We start from the raw sequence: 17,952 nt of genomic DNA on the forward strand, positions 1-17,952 counted from the left end.
CTGATAAAAAGGAGCTAAACGGCTCCTTTTTCTTATTCTGTCACTTACCTTCGAGAATGTTCTACTGACAACTCCTGTCGTTCCTTTCCGTTAGATTGCCCCTACTATTTCTAATTGATTAAGGAACAAACCATGCTGACTATCAATTCATTCGTTCTCTACGTTGAGGACATCCACATAAGCCAAGTTTTTTATTCGAAACTGTTCGAACGCAAAGTCACGCAGTTGTCTCCAACCTTCGCCGCTATTCCACTGACCGAAGGCTTAACGTTGACACTCAAGCAAAGAGATAATCTTTCACCCTACAGCGGAATTAGAGGTGGTGGCACCGAGTTGTCTTTATCGGTGCCCAATAGTCATATGCTAGAGCGCATTTACAAGCGCTGGAAAGACCTAGGTGTTGAGTTTGTTCAACCACCAGCGACATCAGTGTATGGGTTAAATTTTATGGCTATCGATCCAGATAAGCATCGCATTCGCGTTTTCATAAATGAATAAAAATGCGTTAAAAATGCTTTTTACCCATTCCCAATGTGACTTCAATAAATTAGACTCAAGGAAACATCAAAAGCGGCGTAGTAATAAGAAGGAATGCCCATGAGCTCAAGTATGATCCTTAGCGAATCCCTAATCGAGAGCGGAAGAGATATCCCCCTCAAAGAACTGCTTTATGCAAAGCGCGTGCTGGATAACTACATGGCAGTAGCCAAAGAAAGTAGCCCGCTTGAGCTATTAACTGAGATGAAATCGGCAGCAAAGCAAGTAGAATACTTTACAACGACGAGTAACCCGTGTGAGGCTCGTAATGTCATCAGTCAGATGATTGATAAAATCGACACCGCGGAATCTTTTGCTTCGTTCAAAGCATTAGCAGGTAAGCCATCTCAAGCACTCAATGAACTAATTGAAGATCGAGCTCAGCTGATTAAACACGAACGAGAGCTCCTGCTCGCCTCAGGCTATGACGCCTCACGAATCTAATATACGCGACAGGCTAAAAGTCATAGCTAACAACGAAAAAGGAGCTCTTAAAGAGCTCCTTTTGCTTTTCAAAACCGGATACAAAAGACTTAAAGGCCGATATCTTCCGTTATTGCTTTGATTTGTTTGAGGTCCATTTTATAGACTTCAATCATTTGATCGACCTGACTTAGTCGTGAATTAGCTTCATCATGTTTATCACACGCGTCCGACTTCACGTCCCAAGATTTGCCTTCTAAAAATACGTCACACTCTTTCTTGAGTTTCTCAATCTTAGGTAATAATTTCGACCGTTCTTTCTCGAGAGACTCTAATTCTTGCGAAATTTTTAGCTCTTTCTGGAATACTTCGCGGGACCGCTCAAACATAGTCGCTTGCATATCCGCTTGACGACTCAACTTCTCATTTTCTGACTTCGTCGTGTTGATCTTATCTGCCTGCTGCTTCAATTGAGACTCTAGTGACAAGTTGACCTTCTCGACCTCAGTCAACTGCTTTTGCAACTTCTTAAGTGCTTTCTGATGAGCTTCATCTTTCGCGGCGAGTAACTCACTAACTTGGTTTTGTATTTCTTGGTCAAGCGCCTCTTCACGCACTTTTACTTGAGATGCCAACTGGGTTTTATCTTGCGTTAGTGCTTGATACTTTTCTTCTAATACGTGGTAAGTCGATTCCCACTTGTTCGCAGTGACAACCGATCCAACAAGGCCACCAAATGCCAAGCCTAACACCGCAGCGATTGCGATATAGATATGCGTACGTTTGTCACGCTCTTCAATGACAACTACGTCGTCTTGCTCTTCCATTTTGTTCTGAGAACTCACCGTATACTACTCCAAGGACTCTTTTACTTTGCTAGCGGATCAATTCCGCAAACATAATTGATGCTGTATAAATCAGAAATGCGCCAATTAATGTTATAACGGTCGCTTTTTGGACTTTTTCATTGGTTCGATAACGAAACAGCACAAATGCTACTGCAATCAACACCGCAATGGCTAATAATCTGGTCATACCGCCTCCTTGTCCACTCATGAAAAACTGCCTAGGTCCGTAGACTGTTTCACAAAGATTCATTGTAACCCATTTATACGTACCATAAGGTCAACTTAGCGTAGATTTTAAAATAAGTGCTCCGATTTTAATCAATTTTGTGTCCTTAATTGAATAACTTATGTCGTAACGATCGAAACACATTTATCGTTCTGAAGTGTTTTTGGGTTCCATTCCCTAACCCAATAAATTTTATTTATGCCGTGACTCGCACAAAAAGATTGGCAAACATACCTTCATGAAAATAGATAAGGTTATTTCATTGAAAATAAATTGACATAGGGTGTTGAAATGGACCAAAAACATGATAGAGTTCACACGTTAATGATGACCAGCATCATTAACTAACCTTTACTCATTTAATTGAGTAATTGTTCCGATGAAGACTGCAGGAGAGTGGTTATTAATCAAATTTTAACATTTGATTAGCATAACTCGCCGAAGAATTAACTATTTCAGGTGCTACCTAGGTAGCGGGGACTGTAGTTGGAGGAACCTCTGGAGAGAACCGTTAAATCGGTCGCCGAAGGAGCAAGTCTTGCACTCACGCAAGGTGAAACTCTCAGGCAAAAGGACAGAGGAGTGGAAAGTTACAACCTAACTATTTTGCTTGGCCTTCCCGCCTACAGCCAATAGCTTAGTTCTTTTAGAGATCGTTGATCTCGTCCTTTCCCTCTTCTCCTTATTAGTTGTTTTATTAAGGGGAAATCATGAACAACCTACAATCTTTACTACAAACCATCGATAATTTTGTCTGGGGTCCACCGCTGCTTATTTTGCTAGTGGGTACAGGTGTTTACTTCACTTTTAGCCTTGGCTTGATCCAGTTTAAACACCTCCCAACAGCGCTAGCGATGGTATTCAGTAAAGATAAGTCATCTAATACTCAAGGTGACGTTTCTAGCTTTGCAGCTCTTTGTACTGCACTCTCAGCAACAATTGGTACTGGTAACATTGTTGGTGTTGCCACAGCAATCAAACTCGGTGGACCAGGCGCTCTATTCTGGATGTGGCTCGCTGCCCTTTTCGGAATGGCGACTAAATACGCCGAATGTTTGTTGGCGGTTAAGTACCGAAGAGTCGATGATAAAGGCCAAATGATTGGTGGCCCAATGTATTACTTGCAATACGGTGTTGGCTCAAAAGCTCTCGCGATCATGTTTGCAGTGTTTGCTTTAGGTGTTGCTTGTTTTGGTATCGGTACGTTTCCACAAGTAAACGCGATTCTGGATGCAAGTGAGATATCTCTTGGTGTTAACCGTGAGCTATCTGCCTTTGTACTAACTCTTTTGGTTGCTTTCGTAACTTTGGGTGGCATCAAATCCATTGCTAACGTTGCAGGAAAAGTGGTTCCTACCATGGCTGTATTTTATGTGTTGGCGTGTTTAAGCGTGATCATCATGAATGCAGACCAATTGTTCAATGCCGTTGAATTAGTGCTGGTTTCAGCCTTTACATCAACAGCAGCGACTGGTGGTTTTCTAGGTGCAAGCATCATGTTGGCAATCCAATCAGGTATCGCTCGCGGTGTGTTCTCAAATGAATCAGGTTTGGGTAGCGCGCCTATGGCAGCAGCAGCAGCGAAGACAGACTCTTGTGTTAAACAAGGCCTAATTTCAATGACGGGTACCTTTTTCGATACCATCATTATTTGTACCATGACAGGCCTTGCTCTAATCCTGACCGGTGCATGGCAAAGTGACCTAGCAGGCGCCGCGATGACGACTCATGCTTTTGCGGTGGGTTTAAATGCAGATACATTTGGCCCTATGCTCGTCTCAATCGGTTTGATGTTCTTCGCTTTTACCACCATTCTTGGTTGGAACTACTACGGTGAGCGTTGCGTTGTGTTCCTGTTCGGAACTAAAGCTGTGCTTCCATACAAACTGATTTTCGTTGGCTTGGTGGCATCTGGTGCATTCCTTCACCTCGATATGATTTGGCTACTGGCTGATATCGTAAACGGTCTGATGGCAATTCCTAACCTGATTGGTTTGATCGCACTGCGTCACGTCGTACTGGCAGAAACCAAACTGTTCTTTAGCTCAACATCGCAATCAGGTGAAGTTGAAGCAGTGAAAGCTTAGTGAAATGACAGCTGTTCGGTCACAAACTACCAGTAACGGAGAGCAAAGCACATTAGAAATGGTAAAAACATAAAGCCCGCTATTATTTAGCGGGCTTTATTTATCTTCGGTTAAATGGTTAATCTCTCAACCATTGATGCTCAACGTTTTCTCCACGTTCTTCAAAAAACTTCGCATTTTTTTGCTTGAATTGATCCGCTTTCAACTCTGATAGCGGCCAGTCTAAAAATGCTTCTGTTACAAACGAGTCGCCGACACCAACCTCAATCGATTCTAGATGTTTCCCGATGTAGCGATAAAAGTAGCCTTGCCCAAACGCATCGCACACCATAGGTACATGCCTGACACGTTGATGATTGACAGAGACCGAAGCCCAAGTCGTCGTTTTAGGTTCACAGGTTTGCTCTTTTACAACGTCGACCTCAAATTTATTGTCCATAGTTGTCGAAACAAAAACGACAATAGCGTCATGCAAATACACACGCCTGAGCAATAACTGTTTAGTGTCTTGAGTTCGCGTTTGTTGTATTCCATTAGCAAAAGGCTCGAAGTAGCCCCAGTGCCAAGACCAGATCATGCCGCGTTGCGCAAACTGTACTTGTGGCCACGTATGCCAAGCAACAGCGGCACCTACCCCCACAATAAATACAGCGAGTAGTATCAACAATCGATAAATATTACGCATTAAACGGGTTTTTCAATTAATAACTTCACACCAAGTGCGACTAATACTGCGCCCGTCGCGCCTTCCATCCACTTCATAAAGCTTGCATTCTTTAGTAGATTTTTAGCCGAGTTAAGCGCGCCAGCTAAACCACACTGCCAAACCATCGCAATAGCAAAGTGTACAGATGCCATCATCATTGATTGAAGCAAGGGTGAACCTTCTGGATTCACAAACTGTGGCAAGAAAGCCAAATAGAAGACCGCCGTTTTCGGGTTCAAGACGTTAGAAAGAAAGCCCTCTCTAAAAGAGCGCTTACCATTAAACACTTCGTGAATCTGCTCGGTCACGGTCAATCCATCTTTCGACGACATTAGCGCTTTTAAACTGCTCAAACCAAGCCAGATAAGATAAGCTGCGCCAATCATTTTTACGATTTGGAACAACTCTGCTGATTGCGCAAGAATCGCCGAGATACCAACCGCAGAAAAAAAAGCATGTACGAATAAGCCAAAGCAAATCCCTAGACTGGTTGTACATCCATCTTTTAGGCCCGAGCGGCTAGTGTTACGGATAACAAGTGCAGTATCTAAACCTGGCGTTAACGTTAAAATCGTAATGGCAATAATAAATGCCTCGAAATTCAAAATATCCATATTATCGTGATAATTAATTGTCAATCCTTCATCAATACCGCCAATCCACAAGATTCGCAAGCTTCTTTTTTAAGAGAGCTATACAACTGGGTGAGTTTATGGACAATGGGTTGGAGTTAATTGTTAATTATTAGTAAATTAACGCAGGTTGCTTAGTGCAACACCATATGAAGGACCCGTTATCGGGTGTTTAGGGAAAGAACAAAAGAATAAGAGTAGTCACATGAACGCATTTACAAAACTCGTTGAACATTCCAAAAAAGTGGCAAATTTTGAGCATCTATCTGCCATCATAGATTGGGATCAAGCAGCGGTCATGCCACCTGGTGGCGCTGAAGCACGCTCAAATGCCACGGCAGAGCTTGATGTACATATCCATTCTTTAATGACTCAACCGCACTTGGGAGAGCTTTTCGCTCAGGCAGAAGAAGACACGCTGTCTACAAAAGAAAAATCTATCCTAAGAGAAATGAAGCGTGGGTGGCAGCAAGCTAACTTACTACCAGAATCATTAGTTCAAGCTCAATCTCTTGCTGGCTCCAAATGTGAACATGCATGGCGTACACAACGTGGAGAAAATGACTGGGCTGGTTTTGAAAAGAACTGGGCTGAAGTAGTAAAGCTATCGCAGGAAGAAGCGCAAATTAGAGCCGAAGCAAATGGCACGACTCCTTATGATGCCATGCTCGATGTTTATGAACCTGGCACAACGTCTGCGTCGTTAGACATTCTTTTTGCTGACGTGAAAACCTGGCTTCCTACTTTGATCGATGAAGCGCTTGAAAAACAACAATCAGACAACATCTTATTGCCAACTGCACACTACCCTGCGGAAAAGCAAAAAGCGCTCGGTTTGGAAGTCATGAAACTGCTTCAATTCGATTTTGAACACGGTCGACTTGATGAGAGTACCCACCCATTTTGTGGCGGTGTACCGTCAGATGTGCGTATTACGACACGTTACAATGAAAACGAGTTTGTCCAATCATTGATGGGGATTGTCCACGAAACTGGCCATGCTCGATACGAACAAGGGCTACCAAAAGATTTATCAGGAACACCCGCGGGAGAAGCTCGCTCTATGGGTATTCATGAATCACAATCACTCTTCTTTGAAATGCAAATAGGACGAAGCAGCGCGTTTATCGATCACCTCGCTCGACTGGCTTCTAACCATTTTTCTGGTAGTGAATTCGAAAAAGACAATTTAGCCAAAATTTACACTCGCGTAGAAAAAGGCTTTATTCGCGTAGATGCTGACGAACTAACATATCCTGCTCACGTTATTCTTCGATATGAAATTGAGCGAGATCTCATGAACGGCGTCATCAAACATACAGATGTACCAGAACTCTGGAACGAAAAGATGAAAGCGTACTTGGGGCTATCAACCGAAGGAAACTTCAAAAATGGCTGTATGCAAGATATCCATTGGACAGATGGAAGTTTTGGGTACTTTCCAAGCTACACGCTGGGAGCCATGTACGCTGCTCAATTTATGGCAGCTATGAAACAATCAGTAGATGTAGATGGAGCAATCCTTAGAGGAGATCTTACGCCAATTTTTATCTGGCTATCTGATAATATCTGGAGTAAAGGTAGCTTGTTAAGTACAGATGAACTAGTCAAGCAAGCTACAGGGGAAACACTTAATATACAGCACTATAAGGATCACCTAAGAAGCCGCTACTTGTAAAAGTAATACACTCACAAAATAACAACAAACAATAATAGAAAGAGGGCAAAATGCTTACTTTTAATACGTTAAAAGAACGTCACCGTCGTGAGCGAAATAGCTATTCGCAATCACTTTCTACTCGTGTGCATCGCTCTCTAAGTTGGCTAAAGAAAGCGGAAGCATGTGAAGATGATGATTCTACATTTACTTTCCTTTGGATAGCTTTCAACTCAGCTTACGCTCAAGATTTTGAACAAAGAGCAAACTACGGTGAGCGTGGCTTGTACCAAGAGTTTTTATCTCGCCTTGTTGAACTAGATTCTGATAACTTGTTAGCTGAAATTGTCTGGCAAAACTACTCAGGTGTAATACGAGCACTGCTCGATAACGAGTTTATTCTTGAAAGCTATTGGAGCTACCATGCGGGACGCATTAGTGAACAAGAATGGAAAGAAGCTCGCAGTAAAGCTAAGGTCGCAGCTAATACAGCACTTGGGCATAACAACACAGCGTCAGTGCTTTCTATCGTATTCTCACGCCTTTACACGCTGCGTAATCAAATAATTCACGGTGGTGCGACTTATAGCAGTTCTGCAAATAGACAGCAATTAAGAGATTGCACCGTGCTCTTGGAAAAGGTTCTACCAGTTATCATCAAGATTATGATGGATGGTAGTAGTGAGCTATGGGGTGACCCTGTTTATCCGTTTATTACTGAGCAATAATATAGATCGAAGCGACATTCTATGAATGTCGCTTTTCTATTTCTGAACATCCAGCTACAACTTCACGACAGATGGTTTAATAACTTTACCTGTTTTGGTATTAACGTAACCATGAAGCATGATCTGGGTGATAGAGCCACTTGTGTTGTGGCTAGAGCTATGTTTTATGTGACACTGAGTGTCAAACGAGTCCCCAGAGCTAACCTCTTGAAGTGCGAACATAGGATAAGCTAAGGTAAAACGCTTAAATAACAGATTGAATAGCGAAATCACATTAGCTATATCACCATTATTTCCGTTGACTGTTTCACTCTTCGCATAATCCCATAGATTAGAAATATTTTTCTCTTGAATCCCACAAGAAATCAAACCTTGAACTGTTGTATCTTTAAAGATTCCAGATAAAGACTGAAGTGTTTGCTCTGACAATCGGCTATATAACTCGAGAACTTGTAGATCATCACGGAAATTATTTCTGTAATACTCAAGATTCTGGTTTAACTCGGTCACATCATTCTGTAACTGATCCTTCATCTCTGCTAGTAGTTTAAGATCAGCCTGTAGTTTCGCAACCAACAGATCCTTATCCCCATTTTGTTCAGAAAGTTGCTCAACCCTAACCCCAGCTTTTTCTTTCTCCATACAAAGCAAAGACTTTAACTTATCAATAAATTGTTTCAAGTCTTCGTTCTCACTCTCAACCTTTTGTAGGCTATCTTTCACACACTCTAATTCAGAATTATCAAAACTGGATACTTGCTCAGTTTCTAACGGTGGCTCTACGCAATCATTTTTTTCAACAACTATCTCTCGCACCTTTGCTCGTACTTTTTCATCATCCAGAGCATTTAATAAGGTTTGAATATTAATATCCATAGCACTTACCTACGTCCATAATCTCTGGTTTTTTTTCGATAGAAAGCTTGGAGGCTCGTTCCATCTGAGAGTTCCTCCATCTCCGATGTGTCAATAGCTTTTATGCTAGATGCGACAGACGAAAAAGAAGGATCAGTATATGGAATTGGTGTTTCAATTTGGGGATAACTTGCTATAGAAGCCCCAGGAAAGATTAACTCTTCTGTAAGCCAACCAATTTCTTTTACAGAGTTAACAAAGCTATCTGAAATACTTATATCAGAGTCAACCTGGAAGCTCTTATCGTCCGAAATAATCACTAAAGCTAAGGTTTCATTATCAACGTACTCAATCTTATGCTTGAAAATATCCCAGAAGTTTTCTTGAGAAACAGTCATTTCACCAGCAAATAAGATAGGTTCAAGCTCACCGCCAATTACTCGGTTTGCTTGAACTCGATTCTTCTTTGCCTGAATGATAAAGTCAGACATTTAAAATTTTAACTCCATAACCTTGTCTTCGATTTGTTCAGTCGTAAGCTCAGGCTCAAGTTTTTGATATGCTTCAACTAGGGCGCTGGCATGCTTATGGCTCTCATCAATGCTCAACTCATCTTTTAAATACAAGCTGTAGTCATCAGTATTGAGGTTTTTCTCTTTATACGCCTTAATCGTACCAATAATTTCTTTCGTTTCTAAATCCAGTGCGGCAACTGTTGCCATAAATGATGGACTTACAACAGTATCAAGTTTCTCATTAATACCTTTTAAGGTGATAGAAGCACCAATAGATGATCTCGCCAATTTCTCGGCATCACTAAGGTTGTCGAATTTTTCTTTGTCAATCACCACATCATTTCTTAAGTGGTCGATATATTCACTTATTGAGGCAAAATCATCGGGAGTCTTCTCACTCAGCATTGCTTTCGCACCAAGTTCTTCCATGTTCTCTTCAGGACGGATAATACCTAGAGAAATACCCACATTTTTTACCGCCTCTCCTACTTTTTCAGCTAGGTTGATCCCTAAGCTAGCAATAGATGCCGCAACATTGGCAATCCCTGAGCCTATTTTCGATACAGCACCACCAATTGCACTACAGGCACTACTTACAAAACTGCTCACGCTACTCCAAAAACCCATAATTCCTAGCCTCTCACTTTGATATCTTTTCTGAATTCATCTCGCTGATATATTGAAATGCGAGTTTCGCTATCTTCATTTAAGCATGAGAGGAAGTCATACAATGTACCTTCTCGGGTCTCTTTATCTTTTGCACTACTTGGGTTGTAGCAACATAAAGAAATATATTGATACATAAACTCCCAACCAAACTTCTCCAAACATTGAATAAGTCTGCGTCTATCTTTTTCTTTGCCTAACGTGTCATACCAGGCTTCTGCAATTTCACCATGAAGAAACTTTTCCACGTCATCGATAGAAGGCTCCTCTTCTAATAGCTCTAAGCCCTGAATTAAACCTGACTTATAATTCTTTGCATAGTAAGCAAGAGCAAGTTGACTAATGTCGCTAGGAGACACATCTTTTTCATTGGTCGTACTAACAAGTTCTTTGATCTGAACTTGAAGCGGTTTGCTCATACCTGAACTGGATAATATCACTCGGCCAGGTTCAAGGTTGGATAGAAAGTCTTTCTGTTCATCAGAAAGAGCCATCGTATTACCCACAGCTTCTTTGTCATCTTTTGCGAAAAGCTTATGAATGATCTTTGTGTTGGTATTTTTTAACACTTCTGGTGTGAGTTTATTTGGAATTTGGTCTACGATAATGAGTGACTCGCCATACTTACGAACCTCTGCCAACATATCGGCAAACGCTTCAACACCTTGTTTCTTATTCTGGCTATCTCCTGGTTCAAATTTCGATAGCAATCGGTGCGCTTCTTCGATCAAAGTAATGTGACGGAACTTCTTTCCTTCACTCTGATACTCATAATAATTAGCTCTAATCGCTTCATTTAAGTTAGCTAGCACAAAGCCCATAACAAGCGACTTTTCACTTGGATTGCGAATTTCTTCAAGCTCTAAAATCACATTTTTAGTCGCTAAGTCTTTAAAGTTAATAGAGCGAGGGGTATCTAGCATTAGCCCTTTTGAACCAATAAGTAAACCTTGCAATCTAGCCTTAATGGAGCCTATATAATCTTGTTTCAGCCTGTCATCAAATCCCTGTTCCATAACGACTTGTTCAGTCATAGCAATCAGGTCACTCAAGGTAGGGAACGCATAAACACCTGGAGCGAACGGATCTTCAAATCGCTTGTTCTTAGACGTCGCAATATTCCAACCTTTATTCTCGTAGCTTCTATAGATTGAAGCTTCTATTAACTGAGGTATTGCCGCTTCCATATCAAAAGCAGATTCGATACTTGCTTTGATCATATCAACACGAGAAGTAATGTTTTCGTGCGGAAAGAACTCAAAAGGATTCAACCTGAAGGGGGCAATATTATCGTTACCAAGAGTAAAAATAAGAATGTTTTTGTTCTTCTTGGTTAATACCCGATACTCTGTTTTTGCAGGTTCTATTACCAAGAATGGCATTTTTGCTGACTCAAGTAAACGATGACAAGTCGTTGTCTTACCACTACCCGTAACTCCAGCGATAAAGGTGTGCTTATCAAGATCTCTCTTGTCTATATTGACATCGATATTTTGATGTAAACCACTTTTCACTAGATTACCTAGATAGAGTTGGTTTTCATTTTCGATATCTGAACTCACATTCAAACCAAACTCGACTTCTTCTTTCAGTGTTAAGCCGACTATCTCTTTTTGAGGCAAACCTGCAACTACACTCAACTCATTAGTCGACAACCAATTACACAAATAACGATTAAATGGCTTTCTAGAAAAAAGTAAATCTAGTTGCTGTTCATTGCTAATACTTCCATCAAGCGAATCCTTATAATTTTTTTTAAGCATGGGGAATTGGAAATTCTTTACCGCATTTAGCTCATTTGGATTGGCTACGTTCTTAAACGTTAAAGGTGATTTATTTATGTCCTCACCAGAAAATATAGATCGAGCTGTATTCCCAAGTTTTAGTACACTTGCTATCGAGTCAGAAAAAAGGTAAACATTAGATAAATAAAGACCTTTATTTTTTCCAACCTGTACGCGTTTCAATAATACCTCATCAATATAGGTAAGCCATTCTTGTATTGATTTATCACCATACTCTCGTGACTCGCTTGATGACCTGCCTTTTTGATTTGATGTATTGCTACCCACATTTTTAGCAATTGATTTTGAAGTCGTTGTCCCTTTAGTTTTCGCTTCAGAACCATTTTGATGTTTATGATGGTCAATTTCAGCAGCGCTTCGTGAGGTTTGCTCGCTGCTACCAGTTTTGTTTGTTCCAGTAGTTATTGTTACTGATTTCCCTGTATTCTTAGTAATACTAATTCCGTCATTTTCCCCTGTTGAGGTAGTGTCAGTTGATCCTTCCGACGTGCCTTGAGTCGTTGAAAAATTATCGCCATCCTGAACACTTTTTTTCGATAGAGGCAAAAGCTTGTTGTAAATACTATATAACTGGCTCTCTATCTGATTGATTTCTCGTAGAGATAGAGGATCTGCCATTACCATCAAGCAGAAATTATCACCATTCATAATATCAACTAGGCGGTCAACCCCTTGAAATTGTTCATTATCTTCATGAACACTCGGTACTCCGTCTAACTTTGCTATATGAGCATATGACTCTATGGTGCTTTTTACTACGACACGCTCTACTTTATCTAGGCGCCTTACAACACTACCTCTAAAGTTACCTTCGAGTGAGGGCTTTAGAATTGATTCGCCTATATCGTCAACATCAAGAACTAATTCACCTTTGTATTTTTTATCCTTAGCTATACCAAATAAGAAATTGACCTTTTTACCATCACTTAATAGCACATAGATGAATACAACCCCTTCAATGCTGAGTGAACTCAATACATTCTCAAACGCTTCTTTTCTCGGCGAGTCTTCATCAAAAGTGACTTCTTTTATGTGATATAAAGTAAAGTCATGGTCATTAAGCCAGGTTGGTTTCTCTAAGTATTCTCTGGATTCAACTTTATGCTCTGCTGTTCGAATTAGTTCTGCTAACGCTTTGTCTGACATCATAAATCCTTAGCGTAAATCCATTACAGCATCTTCTGCTTCTTCCACACTCATCGTTGGATTGGCAGTCTGATAAGCATTAACGAATACATTACTATGTCGGTGAGTATCCTCAATACTCAAAGAATCACCCAAATACTTTTGAACATCATCTGAATTTAAACCACTTGATTCATAAGATTTCACAAGGGCAATAACGACTTTCGGATCGATATCAAGCTCACTGATAGCGTTTAAGAATGGAATCGAAACATCTGCTTCCAAAGCTTGCCCCATACCTTTTACGGCAATTGCAACACCAACAGCTTGACGTGTTATTACATCAACAGCATCAGTGCTAAGGTTTTCTTCATCAATGATTACATCATTTCGCAAATAATCGATGTAATCATTGATCTGTTCGAAATCTTCTGGTGTCTTTTCCGCTGCCATTGCCTTCGCGCCAAGCTCGTCAGCACGTTCGTTAGGTTTTAATACATCAGCTACCAGGCTGATGGCCTCTACTGTATTGACAACTTTCGGCAAGTTTTTACCAACAACCTCAATGACCATCGGGGCATACTTGGCAATCATGGGACCAATGCTAGATGCGATCTTGGTAATTGTTGTAATAATACTTGGGATCAGGGTCGGAGGAACAATCATTCTTTTACCTTATAGTTCAATACGTTGAATTTCGTTTATGTATTGCTCGTTAACAATATCTGCTTCATTTGCCACGACATACTCGATTGCGGTTGGTGATACTAACTTAATATAAACAAGAGCTTCTTCATTCGTTACATCAAGCTTAACTACTTTCTTTTTAATGCTACTGTCACCTATCGACATCTGACCAGTGCTTGAACTTGGCTGTTCCGTAAAGAAGATTTCAAACGTGTCATAATAAGCATCTATGAAGTCATACCACTGATTTAACTTCATCTCTCTATCGATTAGAGGCTTGAATTTTTTCTTACGACTTTCACCTAGGTAGTATTTGAAGCGAACATCTTCATCTGCAATATTATGATCGACAACTTTTACGCTGCCACCATCACGAGACTCGATAAGGCCAAATGCAACGCCAGTTTTACCCGTAGGCTTCTCAACATCACTCTTATCAGTCCCTAAAGGAGCAAACAGCTCAAAACGGCTTTCACCTTCAGACACACCCATGTCTTGGTGCTGTATAGCTATATGTTTGTTAAATAGAGTATTTACAAAGCTTGATTGACTAGAATTACCAGCAAGGAAAATTTTCACATTATCGATATCTGTTAATGTTAACCGACTATTACTAAATGCCAAACGTAACGCATCAAAGAAATTCTCAACTCCTCGTTCAATACGATCTGACAAGATTTGATTCAGCTCTTCTAAATCAATATCTAGAGCAAAAGCAGAGTGTCGAACACCATTAATATCTGTCAAAGTCACTGAAAGCTCACCAGACGCATCGAATGAAAAGTCCTCATGCTCTTCCCAGAATGGACGTAAAGCAATACAAAGTTGCTTGGTGTTCACTCTTGCTTCTTGGGAGTTACTTAGGAGCTGCTCACTCCCTGCAAACGCATCTCTCTCTGGATGTTTTTCAAACTGAATGCTTTTTTCAAGCAAAGCACTCTTATTCTTTTTAAATACTTCAAAAGCAAGAAGCTCCAATAGATTTTCACCACCTAAGAACTTGTCACCACCCGCACCAAAGTGTTCAATCACGTAGTCAAAGCGTCTTTTATCTTTGGGATCTGTTGGTTCACTGTAGATGCCAAAATCAAAGTCTGTAGTACCACCACCGAAATCAAATACGCCATAAAACACACGCTCATCACCTTCTGGATCAAAACCGTACTGCTGTAAAGCAGTCAATGCATAAGCAGCAGGTTCGCTTGCACCTTTGGTCACCGTGATCTGGTTAATCGTTTTTTCGCCAAGTTCAGCAGGAAGCGACTTCTTAAGACCTTTTTCAAAACTCTCGATAATCTTGTCACGAATTGGCATTTCATACGTAACAGGGAAAGAGAGAATGTAATCCATAAAGATACCGTTATTGAGGTTATTAATATACAAACCTAAGTAATAGGCATAGATTTCAATTGGATTGAAATCATCATCTTTCAACTCAAGAAATGGAGGTAAATCGATAACCTTTCCATGCTGATCTACGATCTTAAGCTTTCTGTTTTTATCACCCGCCCACTGCTTAATTTCATCTAAGAAAGTGTTGAATTTGCTTGACTCACTACCTTGCATTGAGTTTTGTGCAGTGTGAGATATTGTTAGATCTTTCCAACGAGTATAAGGTTTGTTTGCTTTAGCATTATAGGCACTCGTAAATGACTCTAGATTGATAAACTCCATGATGGTTGGGTTTTCATAGTGATGAGAAGCAATCTCTTTACTAAGGTCACCAGTACCAATACGCATCGGGTGAATGTTGACGTTATCTTTCTGATATACAACAACTGTGCTTTTTGTACCGAAGTCAATTGATACCACACCATCATTGATGCTTGTCTTTGGATCTCGTGCAACGAGTTTGGTTGGTAGATCGATGGTAATAGAAGCATCAGTATCTAGCTCATCTTGCCACAATGACCAATGACCCAACTCGGTATCATCAAGGATTTTCTTATGGTAAGGGCTAATATCGGCCCGTATTGTATCTTCAATAAGAAGCGAATTAACTACCTTCTGTGTTACTGCCCTGTCTATTACTTCATCAGCAATATTTGTATATTTGTTGAAAAGGCTCTTATCCCCAAGATGGAAAATTTTTAATAGCGTTTCATAATCTTCGTTATTTTTTAGCTCTACTAGCCTAAAACCGCGCTGGAGAATTTCTATAAACAGATCTCTATCTGACATCTCTTTCAAATCTGAAGATAAAAATGGTAAAGCTTTCCCAGTGGAACAATCATGTCTTTTTTCTTTATCAAAATGAAAACCAGTCACTAGGTCATTGTAATCAAAAAGTGCATGCTGGTAGTTTACAGGTCGCTTACTATACGTATTAAATGGAGCATTACTTAACTCAGTCAAAGAGTCTAGTTCAGCTAAATTTGGAATTGACCATTCATTAACTGGATCAAGGATTATATTATTTATATCATCTTCGACATAACTTAACTCTGTTCCTGAGTGATAATCTTTAAAGCAATTCGGCTGCGACTTAATCAACCAAAAGCCAACTACCCGCTTATCAAAATATATTTCATTATCTAAACTGACCCAACGTTCTGCTGACAAGACGTTCTGAACTGTGCTATAGCAACTATTTAGTAGCTCAAGTATAGGACTAAACGAACTAGCTTCTTTTTTAAACAGCTCCACATCTCTCGCTAGAATAGTGTCAAATGTTTTGTTGGGTTCCACGAATAATCCGACTTTTTCTGACAATTCAGATGGAATTTTCCATTTAGATATTAGTTTAGTATACATATTGTTCTCTTTTCTAATACTTAACAATTCCGCCTATTGATAAGCTTCGACTCTTACATTGTTGTTTTTAAAAACGAAACCTAATCATCTGCTATTGCGCAGTTTTTTATAAGGCTTAGGCTCTGGGATAACATGTTAATTTTCGATGCTTGCCAAATTCACATCCCAAATATTTTCTTTGAAGCCATCTAACCAATGCTGGAGTTGCTTAGAACGAACTACTGTCGCAAACACGTTATAATGTTTGTCTGACTCAGTAATAGTTTGATCTGTTGACAATGGTGTTTCGGTAAGATGGAAACCAGCTTCCTTTGTGATAGAGAACGACAGAGAGCACTTCTCCCCTTCACCAAAACGAAATCTGCCATCAGCATCATACTGACTTAGCTTGAATGTTTTGGGGCGCTCAAATGTGAACGTCGAACTAGCTGCTTTTGTAATTCTATGAATGGCTAAACTACGCTCATTATCATATCCATCAAAACGACAAACAAGGTAAAGTCTATGCCCTTGTTGCGCTAACCCCAAGGGCATCACTATTCCTGACTTATGTTCTTGTCGAGCATTATAGTACTCGATGTTTAATAGACGATTATGATAAAGCGCGTTGCTAATTTCTTGAAAAACACAGGAGTCAATTTTAGGTGGAAGTAAAGGTTGAGTTTCACTAACAACAGCAACTTTTTTTAACCACTGACGCTCCTTACTATTGATTAAGCTAGGATTAAGCTGGTATTTAGCTTCTTGGAAGAACCCATCAAGTGACGAAAGTAAGTTAGCAGGTAGAAGATGCGTCAAATACTCTTGGGACAATGCCAACAGTAGCGCTTCTTGAGGTGTTAGGTTTTGTAACGCCAGACTTTGACTGTTTCTATCCCACCGATAACCATATGGCTTACTACGATCATCGCGCACAATATCAAAATGTTCGCAAAGCATCTCCAACGTCCGTTGGACACTTCGCAAATCACGTACTAAACCTATTTGACACAGTTGTTCATGTAGTTCTTTTGCTGTAGTTTGATGAAATTTAGGAATACGTTTCAAAATTTCAAACGCAATTACTAAAGATTCTTGGGTGCTTGCTCGCTTAGCCATCTGATCCAACTTGTATAGAATATGATGATTCAAAAGATATCCGACTCATTGTGAGGTTCGTGAACACTACGCGTGAAACGGATAAATTTCATACAACACATTGATTTTTTTATTTATAATTCTAAATATTAATACGCTTTTTGTTCTTTTTATGCAACTATGAGTTCGTCACTTCGCCTGGCAATTCAACAAAATGAAGAGTACATCAACTTCTGACATAATGTGTCGTATATAACCTGGCTAGGTCCCCTTAATCTAATTCAGTTAATATCGAGCAATGTGCATATATCCAAAAAAAACGCTCAATGAAAAGCAAACCATTGCCATTTTAGAGGGAGCGAAAGAAGGTATTTCAGCCCGAGCGCTTTGCGGCAAGCTTTGAATCTAGGATGGTTTACATACGCTGCACTGGATGCCCTCTGAAGCTCGTCTAAAAACACTAAAAGAAGAAATGCCAGACTCAAAAAGTTGCTGGTTGAGAAACTGCTAGATGCTGAAGCCCCGAAGATTGCTCTCCACCCAAAGTACTGGCCGCAGATGACAAGCTCAAGGTTGATAAAGTTCCCCTAAAAGATATCGCCCTTTCTAAGCAGATAAACTGTC

The 17,952-nt window shown here is 40.2% G+C and carries 16 protein-coding genes and 1 riboswitch; of the genes, 5 read left to right on the forward strand and 11 right to left on the reverse strand.

What is annotated here, in order from left to right; translation table 11 throughout:
* Positions 1-132 precede the first annotated feature (132 nt).
* Positions 133-498, forward strand: a complete 366-nt coding sequence (locus tag J4N40_RS09460; protein WP_005377781.1) for a VOC family protein — start codon at positions 133-135, stop codon at positions 496-498.
* Between the two features lie 99 nt (positions 499-597).
* The gene (locus J4N40_RS09465) at positions 598-981 is read left to right on the forward strand and encodes a hypothetical protein (protein WP_005377782.1); all 384 of its coding nucleotides are present in this window, start codon (positions 598-600) and stop codon (positions 979-981) included.
* Positions 982-1,070: 89 nt separating this feature from the next.
* Here the strand turns inward: J4N40_RS09465 and J4N40_RS09470 are convergent, their stop codons facing one another.
* Both J4N40_RS09470 and J4N40_RS09475 read right to left on the reverse strand, forming a co-directional pair.
* Positions 1,071-1,805, reverse strand: a complete 735-nt coding sequence (locus tag J4N40_RS09470; RefSeq protein ID WP_017820934.1) for a chromosome segregation ATPase — start codon at positions 1,803-1,805, stop codon at positions 1,071-1,073.
* A gap of 31 nt (positions 1,806-1,836) precedes the next feature.
* Positions 1,837-1,995, reverse strand: coding sequence for a hypothetical protein (locus tag J4N40_RS09475; RefSeq protein ID WP_005377784.1), 159 nt, complete (start codon positions 1,993-1,995; stop codon positions 1,837-1,839).
* Between the two features lie 527 nt (positions 1,996-2,522).
* Positions 2,523-2,622, forward strand: a riboswitch (glycine riboswitch).
* A 122-nt stretch (positions 2,623-2,744) separates the two neighbouring features.
* On the opposite strand from J4N40_RS09475, the gene J4N40_RS09480 reads away from it, so the two are divergent.
* Positions 2,745-4,121, forward strand: a complete 1,377-nt coding sequence (locus J4N40_RS09480; RefSeq protein WP_005377785.1) for an alanine/glycine:cation symporter family protein — start codon at positions 2,745-2,747, stop codon at positions 4,119-4,121.
* 118 nt (positions 4,122-4,239) lie between these two features.
* On the opposite strand, the gene J4N40_RS09485 is transcribed toward J4N40_RS09480, so the two are convergent.
* Complete coding sequence (locus J4N40_RS09485) at positions 4,240-4,806, reverse strand: hypothetical protein (protein WP_025766721.1); 567 nt, start codon at positions 4,804-4,806, stop codon at positions 4,240-4,242.
* Complete coding sequence (locus tag J4N40_RS09490) at positions 4,806-5,441, reverse strand: LysE family translocator (RefSeq protein WP_017820932.1); 636 nt, start codon at positions 5,439-5,441, stop codon at positions 4,806-4,808. Before J4N40_RS09490 ends, J4N40_RS09485 begins: the two co-directional genes overlap by 1 nt.
* Before the next feature lie 223 nt (positions 5,442-5,664).
* Between J4N40_RS09490 and J4N40_RS09495 the strand changes: the two genes are divergently transcribed.
* Together J4N40_RS09495 and J4N40_RS09500 are read left to right on the forward strand one after the other, a co-directional pair.
* The gene (locus tag J4N40_RS09495) at positions 5,665-7,137 is read left to right on the forward strand and encodes a carboxypeptidase M32 (RefSeq protein ID WP_250654213.1); all 1,473 of its coding nucleotides are present in this window, start codon (positions 5,665-5,667) and stop codon (positions 7,135-7,137) included.
* A gap of 50 nt (positions 7,138-7,187) precedes the next feature.
* Entirely contained in the window at positions 7,188-7,844 is a 657-nt protein-coding gene (locus J4N40_RS09500) for a HEPN domain-containing protein (protein ID WP_029809381.1), read from the forward strand.
* Positions 7,845-7,898: 54 nt separating this feature from the next.
* Here J4N40_RS09500 and J4N40_RS09505 read toward each other — a convergent pair whose 3' ends face one another.
* The 7 genes from J4N40_RS09505 to J4N40_RS09535 form a co-directional block, all read right to left on the reverse strand.
* A complete protein-coding gene (locus J4N40_RS09505) occupies positions 7,899-8,720 on the reverse strand; it encodes a hypothetical protein (protein ID WP_250156719.1) in 822 nt (273 codons plus the stop codon).
* A 5-nt stretch (positions 8,721-8,725) separates the two neighbouring features.
* Positions 8,726-9,190, reverse strand: a complete 465-nt coding sequence (locus tag J4N40_RS09510; RefSeq protein ID WP_029809383.1) for a hypothetical protein — start codon at positions 9,188-9,190, stop codon at positions 8,726-8,728.
* Positions 9,191-9,823, reverse strand: a complete 633-nt coding sequence (locus J4N40_RS09515) for a hypothetical protein (RefSeq protein ID WP_229651893.1) — start codon at positions 9,821-9,823, stop codon at positions 9,191-9,193.
* A 23-nt stretch (positions 9,824-9,846) separates the two neighbouring features.
* Positions 9,847-12,834, reverse strand: coding sequence for an ATP-binding protein (locus J4N40_RS09520; RefSeq protein WP_250654214.1), 2,988 nt, complete (start codon positions 12,832-12,834; stop codon positions 9,847-9,849).
* A 6-nt stretch (positions 12,835-12,840) separates the two neighbouring features.
* A complete protein-coding gene (locus J4N40_RS09525) occupies positions 12,841-13,476 on the reverse strand; it encodes a hypothetical protein (RefSeq protein ID WP_079856076.1) in 636 nt (211 codons plus the stop codon).
* Positions 13,477-13,485: 9 nt separating this feature from the next.
* A complete protein-coding gene (locus J4N40_RS09530; protein WP_029809386.1) occupies positions 13,486-16,251 on the reverse strand; it encodes an Hsp70 family protein in 2,766 nt (921 codons plus the stop codon).
* Between the two features lie 135 nt (positions 16,252-16,386).
* Positions 16,387-17,349, reverse strand: a complete 963-nt coding sequence (locus J4N40_RS09535) for a helix-turn-helix transcriptional regulator (protein ID WP_115385935.1) — start codon at positions 17,347-17,349, stop codon at positions 16,387-16,389.
* Positions 17,350-17,952: the final 603 nt, after the last annotated feature.

Origin of the sequence: Vibrio sp. SCSIO 43097 (assembly GCF_023650755.1) — a bacterium.
Taxonomy (GTDB): Bacteria; Pseudomonadota; Gammaproteobacteria; order Enterobacterales; family Vibrionaceae; genus Vibrio; species Vibrio alginolyticus.